Source organism: Peteryoungia wuzhouensis (assembly GCF_003205195.1).
Classification (GTDB): domain Bacteria; phylum Pseudomonadota; class Alphaproteobacteria; order Rhizobiales; family Rhizobiaceae; genus Allorhizobium; species Allorhizobium wuzhouense.
Map to the genome: position 1 here is coordinate 411,552 of NZ_QJRY01000002.1, position 24,893 is coordinate 436,444.

The following is a 24,893-nucleotide window of genomic DNA, read 5'->3' on the forward strand; positions in this document are numbered from 1 at the left end:
CCTATTCGAGCGGAACGGCGATCAGGCGCAGATTGCCTTCCTTGTCGGCGATCATGAGATAACCGCTGCGACGGCCTTCGCTCTTGATCTTGGTCAGCTTCTCGGCCACCTGCTGGGGTGTGCGCATGAACTCCTGTGCGACCTCGACAATCACATCGCCCGGCTTGAGACCTTTGCCTTCGGCCTTCGATCCCGGCAGAACGCGCGTGATCAGGACACCTTCGACGCCCTTCGCAATCCCAAATGAACTGCGCTGTGCATCGTCCAGGGGCGCAAGTTCCACACCGATCAGGCCTTCTGTAACAGGTGCGGCCTGTGGCGCAGCGTCAGGCGATGCCTGCTCGCCCTCACCCTCGCCCGCGTCGGGCGCCTGCTGCGCCTGATCGTCAGCGCCGGGATCTTCACCCTCTTCATCCGGCTCGATGGTCTGGTCCGGCGACCCGTCATCTTCACTGGCCACGTCGTCGTCTTCAAGCAGGCCCAGCGTCACCTTGACGGTCTGTTCCTTCCCGTCACGCAGGATGACAACGTCAAGCGGTTCGCCAATAGGGCTCTCCGCCACCATGCGTGTCAGGTCACGCGTCTCGGTAATGGCGCGACCGTTGAAGCTGACGACGATGTCGCCGACGAGGATCGGCCCTTTGGCGACCGGGCCCCCTTCGACGATACCGCTGATGAGCGCACCCCGCGCGCGGCCGATCTTGAGGCTTTCGGCCACCTCGTCCGAGACGGGCTGGATGCGGACGCCGAGCCAGCCGCGTCGCGTCTCGCCGAACTCGATCAGCTGCTTGACAATGTTTTCGGCAAGTTCCGTCGGCACGGAGAAGCCGATACCGATCGAGCCGCCGCTCGGCGAAATGATCGCCGTGTTGATGCCGATCACCTCGCCATCCATGTTGAACAACGGGCCGCCAGAATTGCCCTTGTTGATCGCGGCATCGGTCTGGATGAAATTGTCATAGGGCCCCGCATTGATATTGCGGCCGCTCGCCGAGACGATGCCGAGCGTCACCGAGCCGCCAAGCCCGAACGGGTTGCCGATCGCCATGACCCAGTCACCGATGCGCAGCTTGCGCGAATCGCCGAACTTGACGGCGGTGAGCGGCTGCGTCGGCTCGACCTTGAGAACGGACAGGTCTGTCTTTGTATCCGTCCCGATCAGCTTGGCCTTGAGCTTCGAGCCGTCGGAAAAAATCACTTCGATATCATCGGCATTTTCAATGACGTGGTTGTTCGTCACGATAAAGCCCTTGGGATCGATGACGAAGCCGGAACCGAGCGAGTTCACCTTGCTGTTGCTGTCGCCTTGCTCGCCGTTCTTGTAGAAATCGTCGAACAGTTCCTGGAAAGGCGAGCCTTCCGGCACCTGGGGCAGCGGCCCTTCCCCCTCTTCCTTGACGCTCTGCGAGGTCGAGATATTGACCACGGCGCCGAGCAGACCGGACGCCAGATCTGCAACCGACTCCGGTCCGCGGGCTTCGACCGGTGACGGAGCGCCGGCACCCCCCATCACAAGGGCGCTTCCGACCAGAAGCGCCGGCAGGATCTTTCGTGATGTGCGGGCGGGGTGTGTCATCGGCTTCCTCGCTGGGAGTGTCATGGCGACGTTGAACATAGGGCGGAACGGGCAAACGGAAAATCACATTTCCCGGAACCGGCATAGCCGCAACATGCGACCAGATCTTGTCGATAAGACAGCTACCACACGATTCCCGGTTCGAGGGCAACATCAGTCACAGTGCGCCTCGGCATCGGCGGGATCAAAAACGAGAAAGGGCCGGCCCATGGGCCGACCCTCCTGATGTCCGTAACGGCAGTGTGTCGAACTTCCGTTACGTCAATTGGCTGCCGGCGCCGCCGGAGCATCTGTCGCAACGGGAGGAGCCGCCGGGCCAGGGGCTGCTGCACCCGGCGCATCGCTTCGGCCGACGCCACTGTTGAAGAAGCGGAAGAAGTCCGAATCGGGTGACAGAACCATGGTCGTGCCCTGGTTGCTCATCGAGGCGACATAGGCACGCATCGACCGGTAGAATGCGAAGAATGCCGGGTCACGCTGGAAGGCATCGGCGAAGATGCGGTTGCGTTCGGCATCGCCCTCACCGCGAAGGATTTCCGAATCGCGCTGCGCTTCCGCCTGGAGTTCGACGACCTGGCGGTCGGCAATAGCCCGGCGACGCTGGCTTTCTTCGTTACCACGCGCGCGGATCAGTTCGGCTTCGGCGAGACGCTCGGCCTTCATGCGCTGGAAGGTCTGTTGCGAGACTTCCTGCGTCAGGTCAGTCCGGCGAATACGCACATCGGTGACCTGCAGGCCGAGGCTTCCCGCCGCTGCCTGTAGGTCGTTCCGCACATCCGACATCATCGAACCACGCTCTTCCGACAGGGCCGCATCGAAGTTGCGCAGACCGTAGACGCGGCGAAGAGCGGCATCGAGACGGGTGCGCAAGCGCGATTCAGCCGCTTCCCGATCACCGGACACCGTTTCGCGGAAACGCCGCGCGTCGTTGATCCGGTAGACGGCGAAGGCGTCGACCTCGTAGAAGGCACCGCCACGAACCTGCACGCGGATATTGTCGAGGTCGAAGCGCAGGGCCCGGTCCTCGATATACTGAACGCGGTCGGCGTCCATGAAGGCAAACGGCAGCTTCAGGTAAAGACCAGGCTCTGTCTTGACGTCTTGGATCTGACCGAAACGCAGGACAATGGCCTGTTCGCGTTCGTTGACCACGAAGATCGACGAGTAGCCGAAGAACAGGACGACCGCGATGGCCGCGACGAAATAGGGCAAACGATTGGCCATATCAGTTGCCTCCCGTTGCGGACTGGCCGCCAGGCTGGTTGCCCGCCTGATTGCCCGGCTGGCGCGTGATTTCGTTGAGCGGCAGATACGGCACGACGCCCTGCTTCTCGTCGATGATCACCTTGTTCGAATTGCGCAGGACATTCTCCATGGTTTCCAGATAGATCCGCTGGCGGGTCACATCCGGTGCCTTGACGTATTCGTCATAGATCGAGACGAAGCGCTGGGCCTCACCTTCGGCTTCCTTGACGACCTGATCCTTGTAGGCAGCCGCCTCTTCGCGGATCTGTGCCGACTGACCGCGAGCCTGACCGAGACGCTGGTTGGCGTATTGGTTGGCTTCCTCGACGAAACGGTCCTCGTCCTGCTGTGCGCGCTGGACTTCTTCGAAAGCCTCGGCCACTTCCCGCGGCGGTGCGGCGTCTTCGATCGGCACGGCATTGATCGCAATACCGGCACCATAATTGTCCATCGTGCCCTGGATGATATCGCGCACCTGGGTCGAGATGTCTTCGCGGTTGTCACGGAAGACGTCCTGCGCCGGACGGCGACCGACGACTTCACGCATGGCGCTTTCGGCAACCTGCTGCAGCGTCTGCGAGGGATCTTCGAGGTTGAAGAGATAGGCTTGCGGGTCCGAGACCGTGAACAGGACCGAGAACTGCACGCTGACAATGTTCTGGTCGCCGCTCAGCATCAGGCCGGCACCAGGATTGTTGGAAGTGGCGCGACTGCCGACATTCTGCTGCTGTTCCGTCACCTTGACGATCTCGACCTGTTCAATCGGCCAGAGATGGAAGTGAAGGCCGGGCATCGACACTTCGTCCTTCGGCTTGCCGAAGCGCAGTTCGACACCGCGTTCGTCCGGCTGAACCGTATAGATGGCCTGGATCGCCCAGAAGGCGATGAGCACGAGGCCAATGATCACGAAGGCACCGCCGTTGAAGCCGCCGGGTACGACGTTCTTCAAGCGATCCTGACCGCGTCGGATCAGATCCTCGAGATCCGGGGGCTGATTGCCGCCACCGCCGCCGCCACGCGGCCGGTTCGGCCCCTGCCCCCAGGGGCCCTGATTGTTACCGCCGCCACCGCCGCCCCAAGGACCGCCGCCGCCGTTCTGATTGCTCCAGGGCATTCATACCTCTTTGCTGTAAATCGCTCCCAAGTCCTTGCGGTCGCGACGGTTGAGAGCCGCATCACGAAAGGTTCCAGAGCGTTATAGGTATCGCAGCCCGGCCTTTCAACGCGAACCGGCCAACTTCTTCCGAAGACAGGGCAAATTTTCCGTTATCGACCCGCCCTGCGACGGTATATCGCGTACCGCGTCGGGTAATTGTCCTTATCCCCGGACGGAACTGCGGTTTCCTCGACCAATTCGAAGATTTCGGGATCGATCGCAGGGAAATGCGTATCGCCGTCGAGATCCGTCTCGACATGGGTCACATGCAGCTCGTCGGCCAATGCGATCGTCTGGCGATAGATCTCCCCGCCGCCGGCGATGCAGATGGCATCCGCGCCCGTCTCCCGCGCCAGCGCTTTCGCCCGGGCCAGGGCCTCGTCGACGGTCGCTGCCATCTCGACGCCTGGCATGTCGACAGTAGCACTGCGGCTGACGATCACATGCGGACGGCCCGGCAGCGGCTTGGAACCGACGGATTCAAATGTCTTGCGCCCCATCAAAAGCGGCTTGCCCATGCTCAGCGCCTTGAAGCGCTTGAGATCGGTCGACAGCCGCCAGGGCATATCACCGTCGCGCCCGATGACGCCGTTGCGAGAGACGGCGACGATGATCAGGGTCTTGATATCGGTCATGAGGCATTCGCCCTTCGCCTACACGGCAATCGGCGCCTTGATGCTGGCATCGGCTTCGTAGCCAATCAGGGTGAAGTCGTCATAGGCAAAAGAGAAGATATCCCGGACCTCAGGATTGAGCTTCATCACCGGCAGCGCCTTCGGAGTCCGCGAGAGCTGTAGGTTGGCCTGATCGAAGTGGTTTGCATAGAGGTGCGCATCGCCCAGCGTATGGATGAAGTCACCCGGCTCCAGGCCTGTGACCTGCGCCACCATCAGGGTGAGGAGCGCATAAGAGGCGATGTTGAATGGCACACCGAGAAAAATGTCGGCCGAGCGCTGGTAGAGCTGGCAGGAGAGCCGCCCGTCCGCAACGTAAAACTGGAAGAGGCAATGGCATGGCGGCAGAGCCATCTCGTCGACAAGCGCGGGGTTCCAGGCCGAGACGATATGCCGGCGAGAATTGGGGTTGGTCTTGATACCCTCGATGAGGCGCGCGATCTGGTCGATATGCCCGCCGTCATAATCGGGCCACGACCGCCATTGTGCACCGTAGACCGGCCCGAGATTGCCGTCTTCATCGGCCCATTCGTCCCAGATGGTCACGCCGTTTTCGCGCAGATAGCCGATATTGGTTTCGCCTTTCAGGAACCACAGCAGTTCGTGAATGATCGAGCGCAGATGCAGCTTCTTCGTCGTCACGACCGGGAAGCCATCGGCGAGATCGAAGCGCATCTGGTATCCGAAGACGGAACGCGTTCCGGTACCGGTGCGATCACCGCGATCGCTGCCGGTCTCCAGCACGTGGCGAAGGAGGTCGTGATACTGGTGCATGGGTCCCTGGCGAGTCATGGAGTATGACGCAGTCTAACGCCTTCGCCCCCCCGAACCAAGCGGGCTTTCCGCGTTTTCCCCTTCCGACCGTTGCAGCCGACCTTTTCCCGCTTCGAGAATACCGGCAGAGTTTGGACTAGCCGACTCCCTCCCGCCTCTCCGATGAAAGGCAAGCCAGACGGCCGCGAACACGAGGGATCGGAACGATGAAAGCGCCCACCATAGCCGCAATACTGATGTCAGGCCTCAGTCTGCTTTTAGGTATCAATCCGGCACAGGCTCAGGCACCGCAGGATTTCGTCGGAAACTGGACCGTCGAGGGCGGTCCGCTCGGCGCCTGCAGCATCAACCTCTCCGGCCAGGCCATGGGCGGCCAGTTGAAAGCGACCACCTATACCTGTGTCGGCCCCATGTCCTTCGCTTGGGCCTGGGCCCCGAATGGCACAGGACTGAGCATTCTCGGCACCAACAATTTCCCGATCGCGACACTGCGGCCGAGCAGAGGCGTTCTCGTCGGACAATTGAATGACGGGAGCCTCGTGACGCTGAAGCCGGCAAGCGGCCAAAGGATCGGCGCACCACGCCTGGCCCAGCCGCCGGCTGCAGCCCCCGGGCAGCGTGAAAACTGCCGCCGCCGCTACGACAATGATCGCTGCGCCGAGGCAACCGACCTCGTCCCGCCCTTTACCGGCAACGGTCCGGTGCGCGTTCAGGCGCTCAATCAGCTGAACATCCGAGCCGGGGAAGACATGAAGAGCACCGTCATCGGAAAGCTCGAAGTCGGCCAGTGTTTCCTGGTCGAAGCCTGCCGCCAGACGCCGCAATGGGGCCTGCGCTGCCGCGTGCCGGTCGGCGACAGCGGCAAGAAGGGATACGTGATCAAATATTTCAGCGATCAGACCGGCGACTACATCGTCTTCAGCAATCAGTGCCGCTGACACAACTGAGGCCCGGTGCGGCGCGCGATAGTTGACCGGGCCCTCTTTCCAACCGCCGTGGAAACACCTATATCACTCGTGCCGGGGCTTGCTCCGGCTATGGCAATAAACGGTCGGTGTAATAAACCTATTGGACCCGGGGGCGGTACCCGGCGCCTCCACCAAAAACCGGTCGGATCTGATTTGAAGTCAGACCGGCTTTTGATGGGGGCGAAATAGGATCGACAAGGGCGTAAAGATCGAACTTTTGCTCGGCATGATACCGCCGTTATCGGGTCACAAGTGTAGTTGCAAACGACAACAACGCTAAGGGTTATGCTCTCGCTGCCTAATGGCGGTGCGGGAAATCCGAACCAAGTCCTCTAGGTTAGCCCCTTGAGGCGGGGTCCGAAGGCACCTGGCAACAGAAGCCTTCACCTAATCTCCCTCCTGTGCCTTTTCGTTGCTCCTGATATTACCCGGTGTCGCGCGCCTACCCGAACGCGCTGAAATGATGTATCCTGTGGCGAAGCGCTTTCGCGTGACGGGGCTTTTCGATACCGACGCGCCGTGGCATATAGCCGTCGAAACGGCATGAGAAGGAAAGACAGGATCTGATGGGGCACGACCACATTCGCTACGACATTCTGGCCCAGGACGCGCTGAGAAGTGTCATCCGCAAGGTTTTGACCGAAGTTGCTGCCACCGGCCGTCTTCCGGGCGACCATCATTTCTTCATCACCTTCCTGACCGGCGCTCCGGGCGTGCGAATCTCCCAGCATCTGAAGGCCAAGTATGCCGAGCAGATGACCATCGTCATCCAGCACCAGTTCTGGGAACTCAAGGTCACCGACAGCCTGTTCGAGATCGGCCTCTCCTTCTCCGACACGCCCGAAAAGCTGGTTATTCCGTTCAACGCCATCCGCGGCTTCTATGATCCTTCGGTCAACTTCGAACTCGAATTCGATGTGCCGCTGGCCGATGAAGATGAAAACGACGCGGAGATTACCGCCTATCCGCTCGATGTGTCCGCCAAGGTCGAAGAGACCGAAGCTGCGGCCTCGGACGAGAAGAAGGAAGGCTCCGTCGTCTCGCTCGACGCTTTCCGCAAGAAGCAGTAACGGAATCCGAAGCCGGCCCCAGGGCCGGCTCTCTTTGACCTGGAACGACAGACATGGCCGCAGACATCGTCAATCTCCGTCAGTTCCGCAAGACCAAGGCGCGCGCCGAACGTGAGGCGATCGCCGAGCAGAACCGCCTTACCCACGGCCGGACCAAGGCGGAAAAAAACCTGACCCGCACCCTGAACGAAAAGGCTGCCCGGCAGCTCGACCAGGGACGCATCGAACAGCCCAGCGAAGACTAGCCACACCGCCCGTCCGGCGCATGTCTTCCGCGCCCTGAAGATGCGAGAGGCCCCGCGTTCATGATCCGCAAACGCTCGATCACCCTTCATGGCCACCGCACGAGCTTTTCCGTCGAAGATGATTTTCTCGCCGAACTGAGAGAGATTGCCACGCGGCGCGGCATCAGCTTTGCCGCCCTTATCGCGGAAGTCGATGAAAACCGCCCCTCAGGAGCCAATCTCTCTTCGGCCCTGCGGCTTTATGTGCTGGCCCAGCTCAAGCAGATCAAGGTGCAGGAGGCAACGGAAGTCCCCACATCACAGAGTTAGGCGGCCTTCACCGCACACCTGGCAGCCCCTCAAAGGTCATGCCCGGCAGCGGTTGGCGCACGACCCGTTCCTGCTGTGGAACGGGCAGAAGCGGCGACGCTGGCACGCTTTCTGTCGTCGGACCCGATGGCGCGACGGCACCCGCATCGTCCGCTGTCGCGGGATCGGCCGGCGGTTCCTCCTGTTGCAATCGCTCCGCCTCGGCGCGCTGCCGCGCTTCTTCCTCAAGACGAGCCCGCTCTTCGGCCCTCGAACGGGCAAGTGCTGCCTCCCGCCTCAGTCTCTGCTTCTCCAGCACGCTCGATTGAAGCGCCTCCACCCGTCGGCGTTCCGTCTCGAAGGCGCGCAGCGAGAGGAAATTGGTGAGTTCCGTAACGTCGAGCACACGCTCCGGCGAAAGAGCCGCCCCTTGCAGCAGAAGCCGCAGATTGGGCGCAGCCCCTTCCATGGCGAGATCTCCAGCTGCGAGCGCCACACCGATTTCGCCCTCCAGCGTCCCATTGTCCAGGTCGAGTCTTGCGCTGCCATCCAGCGACGCAGGGTTTGTCTGGGCAACCGCATTTTGCACCCGGATCGTATGATCGGACAATGCAAAGGGAAGCTTCAGCCCCTCGACCACCGTCTCTCCCTGGAACAACAATGCGTCGGTCATGCCTCGCACCTTGTCCTGGTCCAACTCGGTGCCGAGTGCATCCGCCTGGGCAACGAGGCGCGGCAGGATGGCAAGATCCAGATCGCGGATTGACAGGCGCGGCAGGGCAAGCTCGCCCGACCCGCTCGCGCCGCCGATCAGCTCGGCAACGCTGGCCCCGCCCCCCTCGCCCACAAAGGTCATGTCATAAGAGCCGGACAAGGCTGTCGCCGGATCGAGGCCACGTTCCAGCCGCAGCGCATTCAGGCTGCGACCGAGATCGGCTCCCTTCACGTCGAGGCGCGATTGCAGAAATCCATTTCCATCGGTGTTGGCGAGCGACAACCGTCCGGTCATGGTGCCGCCAAGCCAGGAACCTCTGGCCTCGTCGAGTGTCAGTTCACCGGATCTGGCCGTCAGCTTCGCGGCAACATCAGTCATCGCCTCGCCGATACCCGGCCAGACCTGCTTTGCCTTAAGGTCGAGATCGAGATCGGCAGTCACCATGCTCTTCGCAAGCGGTGTCGCAGCAAGCGCGCCTGAGGCCGGCTCGCGCACCGGCCCGAGCATCGTCTCGGCCAGCCATTCCAGGTCGAGGCTGTCGAGCGACACCGTTGCCTTCGCCATTGGCACGACGCCACGCAGATCGAGCGTGCCACGCCCGCTGACCGCCTGGCCCGCTACGGTCGAGGTGAGATCATCGATCGTCACCTGCCCTTCGGAAAGTCCGAACTGCGCCGTCGCCTTGGTCGGAACCCCGGATTCGGCGGCGGGCAGACTGACCCCGAGCGCCATCAGGTAGGGTCCGATATCCGCGCTCTCGACGGAGGCATCCCACGCGCCGTCCAGAAGATGCGGGCCGTCAACGCCGGTCAGCCTGCCGGTCGCGGACAGACTGGTGCGTGCGCCATCGAAGCGGATCTCGGCATCGGCAGTCCGGGAATCCCCACCCTTGAGGACCAGTCCCAGGCGTCCACCTTCGCCGATCGTCCACGGAAGCGGCGCAAGCCCCGCCTGGCCCATCAGGATCTGCGCTTCGTCGTTTTCCAGGCTCGCTTCGATGCTGCGTCCTTCGCCGCTCGTTAGTGCAGCCAGGGTCGGTGCGCTGACCGTGAAAGTTGCCCGGCTGCCATCGGTCCGGCCGCCACCGCTCACCCGCACACTGCCGCCTCCGTCGAGGGCGATATCGGCCGAGATATCGGTATCCGCATACCAGTCGGCGCTCTCAGCCAAACGCTTAAGCACGGGGCGTCCGGGAAACCGCTGGTCGAGCAGCGCCAGGAACGCGGATGGATCCTTCGAACGCAGCGATACCCGCCCCTCGCCGTCAAAGACGCCCGCAGACAGGGCTACGGCACCGGCAATGTCGAGCGACGCGCCGGCGACGTTGCCGAGCTTCATACGCTCGACCGAAAGCCGGTCGCCTTCATAGCTGACAATGCTGTCGACATCGCCGATATCGACCCCGAAAGCCGTCAGTCGGCCGAGCTTCAGCCGGGCGGCGATCCGCTCGGCCAGCAGATTGCGCTCGGCATCTTCACCGATGACCAGAGCAGCAATGGCGCGCGCCGCGTCGAGATCGAGGCCGGCACCTGTGAGATCGACCGACAGGCTCGGTGCCACGCCCGAACGCGATTCCCGCTCCAGGCGGCCATTCAGCGGCTCATCGCCGACGGCAAGCTCCAGCTTTTCGAAGCGCTGAAGTTCGGGGGTCAGGTTCACGGTCGCCGAAAACCCGGCAGAGCGGAGTTGCCGGATTGCCGGATCCACCTTGCCGGAGATCCAGGTGGCAAGACCCGATGGTTGGGTGGAGGCGACCAGCAGATTGCCATCGAATGACGGCGAACCGGTCAGCATCAGCCGCCCGCTCGCCTCCACCTGGGTGCGTCCCGGAAGCACGGCGACGGCGCGATCGACGGTCCAGCCGGGGGCCGCCGGCCGAACGTCGAGTTGAATATCGCGGAAGACGGTATCGCCTGCAAGGATCGCCGGTAATTTCAGCGTGGCACGTCCCGGTACGTTCGGCACGGGGATCTTGGCCGCCGTTTGCAGGAGCAGGGTCAGCCGCTGCTGCAGCGACACTGTTCCGTTGCGGGCCGTCTTCGCCGCCCGGCTGCCATCGGCCGCGAGCCGGTTGACGTCCACCTGCTGCCCTTCGGCCGTCAGCAGGAATTCCGGTTTCGCCCCCGTGTCGAGCTTGGCCTCGCCGGTGATCACATAGGGATCGGCGACGTCACCGAGCTCCAGGCGGTAGGACGGGATTGCGACGCTCTCATTGGTCAGCTCGAACGCCCCGCGCAGCCGTGGACCCGGCGCAGGCGTCGGAGCACCGGCTGCAGGCGCGGCAGTCTCCGCCTGTTTCCAGGTCGAGAGGAATTGCCCCTTGTAGATCGGCCGTCCATCTTGCAGCGCCAGTTCACCTTCCAGCGACACGTCGAAGGGGCGTGCATCCGGTTCGATCCGCAGCCGGATCGGCACTGTCTCGTTGGTGCTTTCCGAGCTGGTCAAGGCAAACCCACCAACCTCTCCATCCAGCGATGCCCGTCCGGAAACCGACCAGGGACCTGCCAGCGTGCGGGCGGAAATGTCAGCATCGAGATCCGACAGAACGCGGTTGCGGCCCGATTGCTCGTCGATGAATTCGACATGGCCGCCGGTAACCGACACCCTCTCCAGAATCACGGTCCGCGCGGGAATGCTCGGCCGGCTGCCGCGCAACCAGTCGAGAGTGCCGTCAGGAAGAAGCCGGATCCGCGCCTTGGGCTGCTCGATGCGCATGTCGAAGATCCGCGCTTCGCCAGACATGAACGGCGCCAGTTCTGCATCAAGCGAGAAGCGGGCGATCTGGACAAGCGGTGAACCGTCGACATCCGTGCCGACGGTCACGTCTTCCATGGTCACCGAGGGAAAGGGCAGAATGCGGGCGCTGACCGCCCCATTCACGACGACTTTCTTGCCCAGAAGCTGGCTCGCCCGGCTTTCGAAGTCCTGCCGAAAGCTGGTCCAGTCGATGAAGAAGGGCGCCAGCAGCGCGGCAAACAGCGCCACCACCAAAAGACCGCCCAGCGTTACCAGTATGCGTCCGAGCACCAATGCCACTCCTTGATTTCGGCCGCAGGGTAACCCAATTCGCCGTGGTAGCAAGCCGTAAGGTCTTGTAGTCAGACGCGAAAAATCTTGCCCGGATTGAACAGATCCTGTGGATCGAGGCTCGCCTTGATCGCCCGCATGACCGGCAGCGCCGAGGCTAGCTCCTGTCTCAGATAGCTGATCTTGCCCTGCCCGATGCCATGTTCGCCGGTGCAGGTCCCGTCCATGGCGAGAGCCCGTCCGTTCAGTCTCTCCAGGAAGGCCTCCGCCTCCGCGACGCCCTTCGGATCCTTGTCGTCGAAGAGCAGCAGCACATGGAAATTGCCATCACCAGCATGGCCGACGATCGGCGCAAGAAAACCATGTTCGCGAATATCCGACTGCGTTTCGGCAACGCATTCGGCCAGCCGCGAGATGGGCACGCAGACATCGGTCGACAGGGCGGCAAGTTCCGGAGCCAGCGCCCGGCTCGCCCAATAGGCATTGTGACGTGCCTTCCACAGCTGCGCGCGCTCCTCGGCATTGGCCGTATACTGGAAGGCATCGGCACCGAATTCGGCCGCGATCTCGGCAAACTGCTGCGACTGCAGGGCAACCGTCTCGTCCGTCCCGTGGAATTCGACGAAAAGCGTCGGCCTCTCCGGATAAGAGAGCTTCGAATAGGCGTTGCAGGCACGGATCTGCATCTCGTCGAGCAGTTCGATCCGCGCCACCGGAATGCCCATCTGAATGGTCATGATCACGGCATTGCAGGCGTCTTCGAGCGTTGGGAAAGCACAGACGCCGCCGCCGATCTTCGCCGGTATGCCTTGCAGTCGAAGCGTGATCGAGGTGATGAGACCAAGCGTGCCCTCGGAGCCGACAAAAAGGCGGGTGAGGTCGTAACCGGCGGATGATTTCCGCGCCCGATGCGCGGTGCGGATCTCCTCGCCATCGGCAGTGACAACGGTCAGCGCCAGCACATTGTCCTTCATCGTGCCATAGCGCACCGCATTGGTGCCCGACGCGCGGGTCGCGGTCATGCCACCAAGCGAAGCATTGGCGCCGGGATCGATCGGAAAGAAAAGGCCCGTATCGCGCAGATAGGTATTCAGATCCTCGCGCGTCACGCCTGGCTCAACTGTGCAGTCGAGATCCTCGGCATTGACCTCAAGAACCCTGTTCATCCGGCTGAAATCGACGGATATGCCGCCGAATGGCGCATTGACCTGCCCTTCGAGCGACGACCCCGTCCCGAAGGCGACGATCGGCACCTGGTGAGCAGCACAGATGCGCACCACCTCCTGCACATCGGCGGTCTGCTCGACGAAAACCACTCCGTCGGGCAATTGCGACGGCAGATAGGTGGTCGTGTGGCTGTGCTGTTCGCGGAAAGACTGCCCGGTCTGGAAGCGGTCGCCGAAACGCTGCTTGAGGATCGGCAGCGCGGCCGCGATCCCCGCCTCGTTGCGCTTGCCGTCGATCACATCCTTGCGCGCCATCCCCTACCTCCCGAAATTTCCATTGCCGACATCGCATCGCCTGCGGCGTCCCTGCTATGGGATAGGCGCATTTCATTGTCCAGTGACAGAAACGCCGCGCGCGATGACGCGCGCGCAGCAGTCACTCGGCGGCGATCCGTGGCGGCTCTCCGGCATCGTTCGCGCCCTTGAGGGTGGCATCGTCAAGTTCGCGCTTCAACCGTGCCTCTTCATGGGCATGCGGCTTGGAGAAACGCGCCAGGAGCAGGTAAGCAACCGGCGTGATGTAGAGCGTCACCAGGGTCGCGAAGCCCAGCCCGCCGACGATGACCCAGCCGAGCGCGATGCGGGCCTCCGCACCCGCCCCTTGCGCCAGCACCAGCGGGAATCCGCCGAGAACGGTGGCGATCATCGTCATCATCACGGGACGAAGGCGGATCGCGCAGGCATTTTCGATCGCCTCGCGTACGCTCTGCCCCCGGTCGCGCAACTGATTGGCGAATTCGACGATCAGGATGCCGTTCTTCGCCATGACCCCGACCAGAAGCACGAGACCGATCTGGCTGTAGACGTTGAGCGTCGACCCCGTGATGACCAGCGCAAAGACCGCGCAGGCAAGCCCCAGAGGCACCGTTGCCATGATGATCAGACCGGAAATCACGCTTTCGAACTGCGCCGCCAGCACCAGGAAGATGATGGCGATGGCAAATCCGAAGGTTAGCGCCATCCCGTAGGAATTCTCCTGCAGGGTCGCGGCTTCCGCAAGCGGCACCAGACGCGAACCCGGCGGCAGCAGCGGCTCGGCGATGGCCTTCACGGCCTCGACCGCATCGCCCAGGGCCACCCCGTCGTTGAGACCGGCGGAGAAGGAGACGGAAGCCAGCTGTTGCTCACGGTTGAGCTGCGGCGCCACCGCCCTCTCTTCCAATGTCGCGATGGTCGACATCGGCACGACGCGACCATCGGACGTGGTGAGGAAGATGTTTTCGAGATCGGTCGGATCGTTGATCGGCTGCGTGCTCGACACCAGCCGGACCGGGATCGAATTGCCGTCGATGAACACGTCGGTCACCGAGCGCCCTTCGAGCAGCGCCTGCAACGACGTTCCGATTGCGTTGATGTCGACGCCGAGATCGGACGCGCGCTCGCGGTCGATGGTGACGGAAATCTGCGCCTGCGTGGGCTCGTTATCGAGCCTTGGCGTCTGCAACAGCGGTGAATTGCCCATCTGGTCGACGATCTTGATCGCCGCCTCCGTCAGCTTTTCGTGACTACTGCCGACGATCGCCATCTGCAGACCGCTGCCGGCGCCGCGGATGCGAAGGCTGTTCGACTGGAAGACGTTGCCGCGCAGGGCGGGCACTGTGGCCGCAGCCGCATTCACGTCCTGCACGATCTGGTCCTGCGTGCGCGTCCGCTCGTCCCACGGCGCGAGCGTGAGCACCATGAAGGCGCTGTTGGATGAACCCTGTCCGGAAATCGAGAAGACGTTGCGAATTTCTCCATTGTCGATCAGAGGCTTCAGCTTTTCCTCGACCCGCTGGACCTGATCCCGCGTATAGGCGAGGCTTGATCCCTGCGGCGTCGAAAGCCGCATCATCACCATGGACCGGTCTTCCCGCGGCGTCAGTTCGCTGCGGATACCGGTGAAGGTGCCATAGGCGGCAGCCGAGAATATCACGGCGACCACGACGACGATGAGAGGGTTGCGCAGGCATGCGCCGAGGCTGCGACGGTAGACCGACGAGAAACGCGCACCGAACCGGCCAAGTATCCCGTGATCCTCGTCCTTGGCCTGCCGCAGCATGCGCGAGGCCATCATCGGACAGAGCGTCAGTGCCGTCACGGAGGACAAGAGAACGGCAAACGCGAGCACGAAGCCGAATTCACGGAAGAGCCCGCCAAGCTGCCCCGGCAGGAAGGAAAGCGGAACGAAGACGGCCGCAAGTGTGGCCGTCGTTGCGAGCACCGCGAAGAACACCTCCTGCGTGCCGAGAACGGCGGCGGCGCGCGGCCCCATGCCTTCGGATCTTCGCCGGACGATGTTCTCCAGGACGACGATGGCATCATCGACCACCAGACCTGTCGCCAGAACGATCGCGAGCAATGTGAGGATGTTGATCGAGAAGCCGACCATGTAGATAGCGGCCAACGTCCCGATCAGCGCCACCGGCATGGTCAGCGCTGGAATGAGCGTCGCGCGCCAGTCGCGCAGGAAAAGGAAGAGCACGACGAGCACGATCGCCGCAGACAGGGAGAGCGCAAGCTCCACCTCGTGCAGAGCGCCCTGGATGAACACCGCGTCGTCGCTGCTGACAACGATCCTGGTGCCCTCTGGCAGGACATCCTGAAGGTCCGCGACGGCGGCATGCACGCCACTTGAAATGCTGAGCGTATTCGACTGCGCCTGACGGATGACACCCAGACCGACACCAGCCACCCCATTGGAACGCAGAGCGGTTGAACCGTCGTCCGGTCCAAGCGTGACCGTCGCAACGTCACGCAACCGCACCTGGTTGCCGATGAGAACATTCTCGAAATCCTCGACCGAGGTCAGGCTTGCCGTCGCCCGCACAACGATATCCTGGGTCAGCGATTCCAGCGACCCGGCGGGCACGTCGAGCGAAGCTCCCTGGAGCGCAGTCGAAAGGTTGGCGACAGTCAGGCCGCGGCTGGCAAGGGCGGCCTGGTTGACGTCGATCCGGAAGACCTTTTCCTGATCGCCATAAATTTCGACATCGGCGACACCGTCAACGGCCGCCAGACGGTCGGATATCTCGTTCTCGACCAGGAGCGTCAGGTCTTCCATCGACAGCGTCGTGGACGTCACGCCGAGCCGCATGATCGGCTGGGAATCCGAATCCGCCTTGACGATGCGCGGCTCGTCGACGTCATCGGGCAACTGGTTGCGGACGCGGCCGAGCGCATCGCGCACATCGTTCGCCGCAACGGCGAGATCGACACTATCGGAGAATTCAAGTGTCGTGCGGCTGGATCCGAACTGTGAGCGCGACGACATGGATTTGAGCCCGCTGACGCGTGCCACGGCACCTTCGATGACGCGGGTCACCTCCTGGTCCATCGTCTGGGCAGATGCACCGTCGTAATTCGTGCTGACAGTGATGACAGGCTGATCGACATCAGGCAGTTCGCGCACTTCGATGCCGGCCAGGGCCGCAAGGCCGGCCACCACCAGAAGCGTATTCAGCACGGCGGCCAGGACCGGCCGACGGACGAAAAGTGCGGTAAAGTTGCGACCTGACTGTTCGGGAGGGGTCTCTGTCGCACTCATCGCGTTGCGACCTCCGGTGCCTTCGCATCGGCTCCGGCAGCCGCCACTTCGACGGTCCCGCCCTCCCGGACACGCTGCAGGCCTTCAACGGCGACCACATCCCCCGCCTTCAGCGGGGCATCGATCAGCACCTGATCCGAATTGCGCTGGATGATGCGGACACGCGTCTTCACGGATTTGTTGTCGACGATCTGCCAGACGAAGGACCCCTGCCCGTCCCATTGAACTGCAAGCGGGTTGACGGCCGGATATCGATCGCCGGGAAAGCTCATCGAAACGGCAAACGACATGCCTGCCCGGAGGAGATCATCGGGATTGTCAATCCGTGCGCGGACGCGAATGGTCCGGCTGGCCGGATCGACGCGACTGTCGACGGCATCGATCGTGCCTGAGAAGCGCTGGCCCGGCCGTGCAACCGACGCGGCCTCCACAGCCATGCCGGACTTCACCGCCGCCACGAAACGTTCCGGCGCCCAGAAATCAACGAGCAACTGTGAGCGATTGTCGAGCGAGACGATGGCGCTCGCATTGGTCACATTGTCACCGACGCTCACGCCGACAATACCGATCACGCCATCAATCGGCGCCGTGATCTGCCGGCGCTTGAGGTTCAGTTCGGCCGTGGTCAACTGGAGTTCGGCCTGCTCGCGCGCGATCTGCGCATCCAGAACCTCAAGACGGGAAAAACTCTTCAGATTTCCGTAGGACTCCGCCTTCTCCGTCGCGCTCCTCAGCGCAACCTTCGCCTGATCGCGCAGGATCACCTGCTCGTCGCTGTCGAGGCGCGCGATCACGTCACCTTTTTTGACCTTTTGACCAGAGGTCACCAGGATCTCGGCAATCATGCCAGAGGCCTGCGGCATGACGGTCACCGCATCGATCGCCTCGCCGTCGCCGATCGCGTTCAGCCGGTCGTTGACGACGGCCATGACAACCGGCTGGGTCGCAACGAGGATGTTCTGATCGCCGCGGCCGCCGCCTCGTCTTTGGCCCTGTCCCTGCCCTTGAGCCTGCCCCTGTCCCCTGGCCGTCGACCCGTTCCCAGACGGGACCTCGGGCTCACCGGCCGAGATCATTGCGACGAGACCCTCGGGTACGCCCATCTGCACAAGGCTCCGCCCGGCGCCGGGCGACATATAAACCCAGAGGCATAGTCCGAGAAACAACAGCGCAACACTGATGATGAGTTGCTTCCAAAGCGGCATGCAAGGCTCCAGATGATATCGTACAATCGATAGGGCGGAGTATGGGGCTCAGATTGTGTCTGGCAATGCCTTCGAGGCAAGCTTACTGATTTGTAATCTCGCGCGAATTCACGCCCGCGTGATCAGACGATCGATTGCACCGCTGGCCGCACGGTCGACAGCGAGCCACGGTGTCGCCGGATTGCGGTCGAAAACCGGTGGTGAATGGTCTCCGCAGGAATAAAACCAGAACGCCCTCACTGGCCTTTCGATCCCGAATCACTACATTGGGCCGCATGAGTAACGGTTTTGACGATATTCCCTTCTTCGACGAGGAACCAGCCCCGCGCAAGAAGGAAGCAGCCCCTGCCCCGCCGACGACGGGTGGACTGGGCATTGCAGCCCGCGCCATGGCCGCGCGCGGACAGGCGAGCGCTCCGGATTACCTGACGGGCCTGAACCCGGAACAGCGCGAAGCCGTCGAAACGGTTGATGGTCCTGTGCTCGTTCTGGCTGGTGCCGGCACCGGCAAGACACGCGTGCTCACCACCCGCATCGCCCATATCCTTGCGACCAACCGCGCCTATCCCAGCCAGATCCTCGCCGTGACCTTCACAAATAAGGCCGCCCGCGAGATGAAGGAGCGCATCGGCCATCTCGTCGGCGGCGCTGTCGAAGGCATGCCCTGGCTCGGCACCTTCCACTCGATCGGCGTCAAGCTCCTGCGTCGCCACGCCGAACTGGTCGGCCTCTCCTCCGATTTCACCATCCTCGACACCGACGATGTCGTACGGCTGATTAAGCAGATCATCCAGGCCGAGGGTCTGGACGACAAGCGCTGGCCGGCCAAGCAATTCGCCCAGATGATTGACGGCTGGAAGAACAAGGGCCTCGACCCCGCCCAGATCCCGGAAGGCGATGCCCGCGCCTTTGCCAACGGCAAGGGCCGCGAACTCTATGCGGCCTACCAGGCCCGCCTGAAGACGCTGAACGCCTGCGATTTCGGCGACCTGCTCTTGCATCCGATCCGGATGTTCAAGGCCAATCCGGACGTGCTGAAGGAATATCATCAGCGCTTCAAATATGTCCTGGTCGACGAGTATCAGGACACCAACACCGCGCAGTACATGTGGCTCCGCCTGCTCGCCCAGCGCCCACAGGGCGTGCCACAGAACGTTTGCTGCGTCGGCGACGACGACCAGTCGATCTATGGCTGGCGTGGGGCCGAGGTCGACAACATCCTGCGTTTCGAAAAGGACTTTCCGGGCGCCAAGGTAATCAAGCTGGAGCGCAACTACCGCTCCACAGAACATATTCTCGGGGCGGCTGGCTATCTGATCGCCCACAATGAAGGCCGCCTCGGGAAAACGTTGTTCACAGATCGCGTCGACCCGAACGACGAAAAGGTCGTCGTGCACGCGGCCTGGGACTCGGAAGAGGAGGCCCGCGCCGTCGGCGAGGAAATCGAGCAGTTGCAGCGTAATCAGCATCCGCTGAACAACATGGCGATCCTGGTGCGCGCCTCCTTCCAGATGCGCGAATTCGAAGACCGTTTCGTCACGCTCGGCCTCAATTACCGCGTCATCGGCGGCCCGCGCTTCTATGAGCGTATGGAAATCCGCGATGCCATGGCTTACTTCCGCCTGATCTGCCAGCCGGCCGACGATCTGGCCTTCGAGCGCATCGTCAACACGCCGAAACGCGGCCTCGGCGACACCACGATCCGCGCTTTGCACGACTATGCCCGCGCCCGCGATATTCCGATGCTGGCGGCAGCCTCCGACATCATCGAGACGGACGAGTTGAAGCCAAAGGCGCGCAAGGCGCTTTTCGACGTGGTCATGATGTTCCGCCGCTGGGGCGAACTGCTGGAGAACACGCCACACACCGAGTTAGCCGAGCAGGTTCTGGAGGAGTCCGGCTATACCGACATGTGGAAGAACGACAAATCGGCCGAAGCGCCGGGTCGTCTCGACAACCTGAAAGAACTCGTCCGCTCGATGGAGGCCTTCGAGAGCCTGCGCGGTTTCCTGGAACATGTCTCGCTGGTCATGGATGTCGAGCAGAACGAAAACATGGATGCCGTCTCGATCATGACGCTGCATTCGGCCAAGGGCCTGGAATTCGAAACCGTCTTTCTGCCCGGCTGGGAAGAAGGCCTCTTCCCGCATCAACGCGCGCTTGATGAAGGGGGCCGCTCGGGTCTCGAAGAGGAACGTCGCCTCGCCTATGTCGGGATCACCCGCGCCAAGCGCCGCTGCCACATCTGGTTTGTCTCCAACCGCCGCATCCACGGCCTGTGGCAGTCGACCATGCCGTCGCGGTTTCTGGATGAACTGCCGACGACCCACGTCGAAGTGGCGGAAGCTGAGACCTCCTATGGCGGTTATGGCCGCAACCCTTACGGCCAGTCCCGCTTCGACAAGCAGGAGCCCTTCCAGAACAACTACACCACACCCGGCTGGAAACGTGCCCAGGCCAACAAGACGGATGCCACCCGCGACAACTGGGGCAACCGCTCCGGCCATTCCGTCGAGCGCATCGGTTATGGCGAAAGCGGTCCCAAGGCCCGCACGATCGATGGCGAACTGGTGGCGAAATCGACGAGCACCGAGCCCTCGCGTTTCTCCGTCGGAGATCGGGTTTTTCACCTGAAGTTCGGCAATGGCAACATCGCCTCGATCGAAGGCAACAAGCTGACGATCGATTTCGACCGGGCCGGCCAGAAGCGCGTTTTGGATGGGTTCGTCGAGAAGGGGTGACGGCCCCTCTCCGCTATTGACGATGGCGTCAGGATTGCTCAGAAAGCATGGCATTTTCTGGTGCATGGAGACAAGATTGCAAGTCCTTCCGGAAAGCCGTTCGACGCTCGCCGTTTATCTCATCAACATGGATGGCGCTGAAGATCGCCTGGCGGTGATGAACCGTGAAACCGCAGCTGTCGGCATCGCGGCAGAACGTGTTCCCGCAGTCATCGGCCGCAACCTTTCCTTCCCCATCCCGGAATTCTCCGAGCTCTCCTACAAGATTTTGCACGGCCGGCGCCTGAAACACGGAGAGGTCGGCTGCTACCTCAGCCATGTGGAATGCGCCCGCCGGTTCCTGGCATCCGATGCCGATCTCTGCCTGATCCTCGAAGACGACGTATCATTCCAGCCGGACTTCCTGCAGACGGTCGATTCTGCTGCAAAGAACAGCGATGCTTGGGATATCCTCAGGCTCACCACTGTGAGCCGAGGCCGCAAGTTTCCCTTTCGCAAATTGACGAGCGGTCGTTCGCTGTCGATGGCGCTGACCCGAGAAAAAGGCTCCGGTGCCTATATGATCAACCGCAAGGCGGCGCGGTGGATCACCAAGCGCCTTGTCCCGATGCGCCTCGCCTATGACATTGCCTTTGACCTCGAATTTCTGTCGGGACTGAAGGGGGCTTTCGTCACGCCTCTGGTTGCCAGCCAGGATTCGGAATTCGAATCGCAGATCCAGGCGAATATCAACGCGCACAAATTGCCGCGCTGGCGATACCTGACGGTTTTGCCGTACCGGACCTATCTCGAGGTGAGCCGTTTCCTCGCGCGTTCAGGTCTTCTGCTTTGGCACAAGCTTCGAAACGGACAGCGGATCGCGACCTGAGGGCGATTTCTTCCCTGATGTGCGCGGCAGTTCAGTTTTCGGTGTGTATCTCGTCCACCGAAAACGCGCGCTGCCAATGACGGCGGCACAGCGCCGTATAGGTTTCGTTGCCACCGATCATCACCTGGGCCCCGTCTTTCAGCGCCTTGCCGTCCTCGCCAACACGGACGACCATCGTCGCCTTGCGTCCGCAATGGCAGATAGAACGCGCCTCGGTGAGTTCATCGGCGACGGCCAGCAAGCCGCGCGATCCCGGAAACAGTTCGCCGCGAAAATCCGTGCGCAAGCCGTAGGCCATGACCGGCAAGTCGAGATCGTCAACGATTCTCGACAGCTGCCATACCTGATCCGTGGTGAGGAATTGCGCCTCGTCGACGAAGACGCAGGAGAGAGGCGAAGAATCATGGTCCGCCTTGATGGCGGCGAAGAGGTCGGCTTCCGGACCAAAGGCATCCGCCTCCGCCCTCAGACCGATCCGCGAACCGATGAAGCCCTTCCCGGCACGATTGTCCAGATCGCTGATCAGCATCGCGACCCGCATGCCACGTTCCTGATAGTTATAGGCAGCCTGCAGCAAGAGCGTCGACTTGCCGGCATTCATGGTCGCGTAAATGAAATGAAGTTTGGCCAAGACACTGCTGCTCGTAAAGGGACCGGAGGTTTGGCGCTGTCTTACCGGAGCAGCAAGCGAGCGGACAAGCGCAAAGCAGTTTTGCCAACAGGAACTATTGGCTGGAAGGGAGATGCAAGCTCAGCCCTGAGCGGCTTCCTCGCGGTGCAGCCACATCAGCTCAACTTGAACGGCCGCCTGGAAATCCATGATCTCGGCGCGCATCTCGTCTTCCGGGCATCCGAGCGCAAGAAGCTCGTTGCCAAGTCCGCGGCAGGTGGCCTTCCAGAATTCGGCGGCGGCATAGCCATTCAGGCGGTCGAGTTCGACGGCCGACCGGCGCACCAGGTCCCGGCGGCTCGCAAGCGGAAAGAAGGCGATGGTCGGGTTGGTCTGGCCGGTCATGGCTTTGCTACTCATGCGAAACATCCTCACGTTACGAGATGTGTTTAGAATCACATGGTTAATGTTCCGTTTCCGGGGCATCGCGATTGCCGCGACGTGCTTCAAACGGAAACACCCCCTGCCTTGCGACAGGGGGTGCTGTGGCCCTCGGACGAGGAGATCTCCCTTAATCTGGCAGCGTATAGGCAATCACATAGTCGCCCGGCTTGGTGCCGACCGAACCGTGACCACCGGCCACCATAACGAGATACTGCTTGCCGTTGTCGAGCGCATAGGTCATCGGCGTCGCCTGGCCACCTGCCGGAAGGCGGGCCTCCCACAGCTGTTCACCCGTGGTCAGATCATAGGCCCGCAGATAGTCGTCCACGGCAGCACCGAGGAAGACCACGCCACCCTTGGTGATCATGGGGCCACCGATGCCGGGAACGCCGACCTTGAACGGCAGCGGCAGCGGCGTCATGTCGTAGACGGTACCGTTGCGATGCTGGTAGGCGATCTCTCCGCTGCGCAGATCGACACCGGCGACAGTGCCCCATGGCGGCGCCTGGCACGGAATGCCGAGCGGCGACAGGAACGGCCCCATGATGACACCGTAAGGAGCGCCTTCATTGCGATTGAGGCCCTGCTCGGAACCCTTTTCGCCCTCACCCTTCGGCGGAATATCGGCGCGGGGAACGAGCTTGGAGGTGAACGCCAGATAGGTCGGCATGCCGAACATCACCTGCCGTTCCGGATCGACTGCGACAGAGCCCCAGTTGAACGTGCCGAAATTGCCGGGATAGACGAGGGTTCCGTTGAGCGACGGAGGCGTATACTGGCCCTCGTAGTTCAACTTGTGAAAGGCAATCCGGCACATCATCTGGTCGATGATCGACAGGCCCCACATATTGCTTTCCGTGAGCGTCGGCGGTCGGAAGGTGAGATCCGAGATCGGCTGGGTCGGAGACGTGAAGTCTTCCGGAATGGCTCCACCCGGTGCCGGGATTTCGCGAACCGGAATGATCGGCTCGCCACTCCTGCGATCGAGCACATAGAGGTCACCCTGCTTGGTCGGCCCCACCAGAGCCGGCACCACGGCGCCGTCCTTGTTGGTGATGTCGATCAACACCGGCTGCGCGGGAACGTCCATGTCCCAGAGATCGTGATGCACGGTCTGGCGGACCCAGCGGTCCTGTCCGGTATTCACGTCGAGGGCGACAATGGACGACGAATATTTCTCGACACTTTCGCTGCGCCCCATGCCAAGCTGGTCCGGCACCTGATTGCCGAGCGGGATGTAGACGAGACCAAGCTCTTCATCGACCGAGAACACCGACCAGCTGTTCGGTGAGTTGGTCGTATAGGTCTCTCCCTCGCCGATCGGTGCGGTCTGGGTGGGGTTGCCGCTGTCCCAGTTCCAGACGAGTTCACCGGTATTGACGTCGAAGGCACGGATGACGCCCGACTGCGACTGCGTCGAGTAGTTGTCGTTGACCGCACCGCCAATGATGATCTTGCCCGCAGCGATAACAGGCGGCGAGGTCGAGTAGTAATAACCCGCCGGATTGTAGCGCATGCCCTGGCCGAGTTGCAGGGTCCCGCCATTTGCGAAATTCTCGCAGACATTGCCGGTCGCCGCATCAAGGGCGATCAACCGGGCATCCGACGTCGGCAGGTAGACACGGGTTGCACACGCGGCGCCGGCAGTCGCCGCCGGATCCTTGTAATAGGTCACGCCGCGGCAGGTCTGGTGCTGTCGGTCAGGATTGAGACCCACATTGGCATCGAACTTCCACTTTTCCTTGCCCGTTGCCGCATCAACGGCGATCGCCCAATTATGCGGTGTGCAAAGGTAAAGCGTGTCGTCCACCTTCAGAGGGGTGACCTGATAGGTGGTCTCGTTCACATCCTCCGGAAGCTTCACATCGCCCGTCTGATAGGTCCAGGCGACCTTAAGATCCTTGACGTTGTCGGTGTTGATCTGGGTGAGCGGCGAATATCGCTGGCCGTAAGGCGTGCGGCCATACTGGTGCCAGTCTCCATCCGGCACATCACCACCAAGCGCCGGTGCTGCGGCCACCTGGTCGGTCGGCAGGCTGCCGGAACGATCATAGGGGTCCGTGAAGAGCGATATGCCGGCGACCACCACCGCGACCAGCACGGGCAGCGCCAATGGCATGATGCCAGACGCAACACGGCCCATGCCATGGGAAGACCCCAGACGACGTCGAACGCCCGGCAACATCAGCCATAAGCCGAGAACGACGACGAGACCGCCCCGCGGGCCGAGCTGCCACCAGTCGAGGCCCACTTCCCACAGCGCCCAGGCAAGGCTGCCGAGAATAAAGGCACCGTAGAGCCAGAGCGCCTCCACACGGCGCAGGAAAAGGAGAATCGCGGTTACGAGAAAAACGATGCCGGCGATCAGATAGTACAAACTGCCACCGAGAACGGCGAGCTGAACTCCGCCGACCCCGAGCACGAGCCCTAACAGGGCGAATATGCCGATGGTGATGGTCAAAAACATACCAAGTCCATTCATTGCTGGAAAATATTCGAGATGGTCCTGCGCGTCGAAGGGCGCGGGATGCGGGA

The 24,893-nt window shown here is 62.2% G+C and carries 18 protein-coding genes and 1 other RNA gene; 7 read left to right on the forward strand and 12 right to left on the reverse strand.

Translation table 11 applies throughout. The features are described 5' to 3' along the window. Nucleotide 1: 1 nt before the first annotated feature. The 5 genes from DMY87_RS07880 to DMY87_RS07900 all read right to left on the reverse strand — a co-directional run bounded on the left by DMY87_RS07880 (nt 2) and on the right by DMY87_RS07900 (nt 5,425). Nucleotides 2-1,576 carry a Do family serine endopeptidase gene (locus DMY87_RS07880; protein ID WP_110791008.1) on the reverse strand — a complete coding sequence of 525 codons (1,575 nt, stop codon included), beginning with the start codon at nt 1,574-1,576 and terminating at the stop codon, nt 2-4. Nucleotides 1,577-1,837: 261 nt separating this feature from the next. Then, complete coding sequence (gene hflC / locus DMY87_RS07885; protein ID WP_110790740.1) at nt 1,838-2,800, reverse strand: protease modulator HflC; 963 nt, start codon at nt 2,798-2,800, stop codon at nt 1,838-1,840. A gap of 1 nt (nt 2,801) precedes the next feature. After that, nucleotides 2,802-3,935: an FtsH protease activity modulator HflK gene (gene hflK / locus DMY87_RS07890; protein WP_110790741.1), complete on the reverse strand. Its 1,134-nt coding sequence runs from the start codon at nt 3,933-3,935 to the stop codon at nt 2,802-2,804. A 152-nt stretch (nt 3,936-4,087) separates the two neighbouring features. Then, nucleotides 4,088-4,612, reverse strand: a complete 525-nt coding sequence (locus tag DMY87_RS07895; RefSeq protein ID WP_110790742.1) for a dihydrofolate reductase — start codon at nt 4,610-4,612, stop codon at nt 4,088-4,090. A gap of 18 nt (nt 4,613-4,630) precedes the next feature. Next, nucleotides 4,631-5,425: a thymidylate synthase gene (locus DMY87_RS07900; RefSeq protein ID WP_110790743.1), complete on the reverse strand. Its 795-nt coding sequence runs from the start codon at nt 5,423-5,425 to the stop codon at nt 4,631-4,633. A gap of 206 nt (nt 5,426-5,631) precedes the next feature. On the opposite strand from DMY87_RS07900, the gene DMY87_RS07905 reads away from it, so the two are divergent. The 5 genes from DMY87_RS07905 (at nt 5,632) to DMY87_RS07925 (ending at nt 8,017) form a co-directional block, all read left to right on the forward strand. After that, on the forward strand, nt 5,632-6,363 hold the full coding sequence (locus tag DMY87_RS07905) for an AprI/Inh family metalloprotease inhibitor (RefSeq protein WP_110790744.1): 732 nt from the start codon (nt 5,632-5,634) through the stop codon (nt 6,361-6,363). A gap of 41 nt (nt 6,364-6,404) precedes the next feature. Then, nucleotides 6,405-6,781: a transfer-messenger RNA gene (ssrA, locus tag DMY87_RS07910) on the forward strand. 178 nt (nt 6,782-6,959) lie between these two features. Continuing rightward, nucleotides 6,960-7,463 (forward strand): SspB family protein, encoded by a 504-nt coding sequence (locus tag DMY87_RS07915; protein ID WP_110790745.1) that lies wholly within the window; start codon nt 6,960-6,962, stop codon nt 7,461-7,463. Nucleotides 7,464-7,516: 53 nt separating this feature from the next. Further along, nucleotides 7,517-7,708: a DUF4169 family protein gene (locus DMY87_RS07920; RefSeq protein WP_110790746.1), complete on the forward strand. Its 192-nt coding sequence runs from the start codon at nt 7,517-7,519 to the stop codon at nt 7,706-7,708. A 60-nt stretch (nt 7,709-7,768) separates the two neighbouring features. Further along, nucleotides 7,769-8,017, forward strand: a complete 249-nt coding sequence (locus tag DMY87_RS07925) for a ribbon-helix-helix domain-containing protein (RefSeq protein WP_110790747.1) — start codon at nt 7,769-7,771, stop codon at nt 8,015-8,017. Nucleotides 8,018-8,024: 7 nt separating this feature from the next. Here the strand turns inward: DMY87_RS07925 and DMY87_RS07930 are convergent, their stop codons facing one another. The 4 genes from DMY87_RS07930 to DMY87_RS07945 form a co-directional block, all read right to left on the reverse strand. After that, a complete protein-coding gene (locus DMY87_RS07930) occupies nt 8,025-11,738 on the reverse strand; it encodes an AsmA family protein (protein WP_110791009.1) in 3,714 nt (1,237 codons plus the stop codon). A gap of 71 nt (nt 11,739-11,809) precedes the next feature. After that, complete coding sequence (locus DMY87_RS07935; RefSeq protein WP_110790748.1) at nt 11,810-13,219, reverse strand: FAD-binding oxidoreductase; 1,410 nt, start codon at nt 13,217-13,219, stop codon at nt 11,810-11,812. Between the two features lie 121 nt (nt 13,220-13,340). Then, a complete protein-coding gene (locus DMY87_RS07940) occupies nt 13,341-16,490 on the reverse strand; it encodes an efflux RND transporter permease subunit (RefSeq protein WP_110790749.1) in 3,150 nt (1,049 codons plus the stop codon). Next, complete coding sequence (locus DMY87_RS07945) at nt 16,487-17,695, reverse strand: efflux RND transporter periplasmic adaptor subunit (protein ID WP_110790750.1); 1,209 nt, start codon at nt 17,693-17,695, stop codon at nt 16,487-16,489. The genes DMY87_RS07940 and DMY87_RS07945 overlap by 4 nt, the downstream gene beginning before the upstream one ends. A 275-nt stretch (nt 17,696-17,970) precedes the next feature. Between DMY87_RS07945 and DMY87_RS07950 the strand changes: the two genes are divergently transcribed. Further along, entirely contained in the window at nt 17,971-20,436 is a 2,466-nt protein-coding gene (locus DMY87_RS07950) for an ATP-dependent helicase (RefSeq protein WP_205908152.1), read from the forward strand. 76 nt (nt 20,437-20,512) lie between these two features. Then, nucleotides 20,513-21,304, forward strand: a complete 792-nt coding sequence (locus DMY87_RS07955) for a glycosyltransferase family 25 protein (protein WP_110790752.1) — start codon at nt 20,513-20,515, stop codon at nt 21,302-21,304. Between the two features lie 31 nt (nt 21,305-21,335). Here DMY87_RS07955 and DMY87_RS07960 read toward each other — a convergent pair whose 3' ends face one another. The 3 genes from DMY87_RS07960 to DMY87_RS07970 all read right to left on the reverse strand — a co-directional run bounded on the left by DMY87_RS07960 (nt 21,336) and on the right by DMY87_RS07970 (nt 24,825). Further along, complete coding sequence (locus DMY87_RS07960) at nt 21,336-21,935, reverse strand: thymidine kinase (protein ID WP_110790753.1); 600 nt, start codon at nt 21,933-21,935, stop codon at nt 21,336-21,338. 120 nt (nt 21,936-22,055) lie between these two features. After that, nucleotides 22,056-22,334 (reverse strand): DUF6074 family protein, encoded by a 279-nt coding sequence (locus DMY87_RS07965; RefSeq protein ID WP_110790754.1) that lies wholly within the window; start codon nt 22,332-22,334, stop codon nt 22,056-22,058. 151 nt (nt 22,335-22,485) lie between these two features. Beyond that, on the reverse strand, nt 22,486-24,825 hold the full coding sequence (locus tag DMY87_RS07970; protein WP_110791010.1) for a glucose/quinate/shikimate family membrane-bound PQQ-dependent dehydrogenase: 2,340 nt from the start codon (nt 24,823-24,825) through the stop codon (nt 22,486-22,488). Nucleotides 24,826-24,893: the final 68 nt, after the last annotated feature.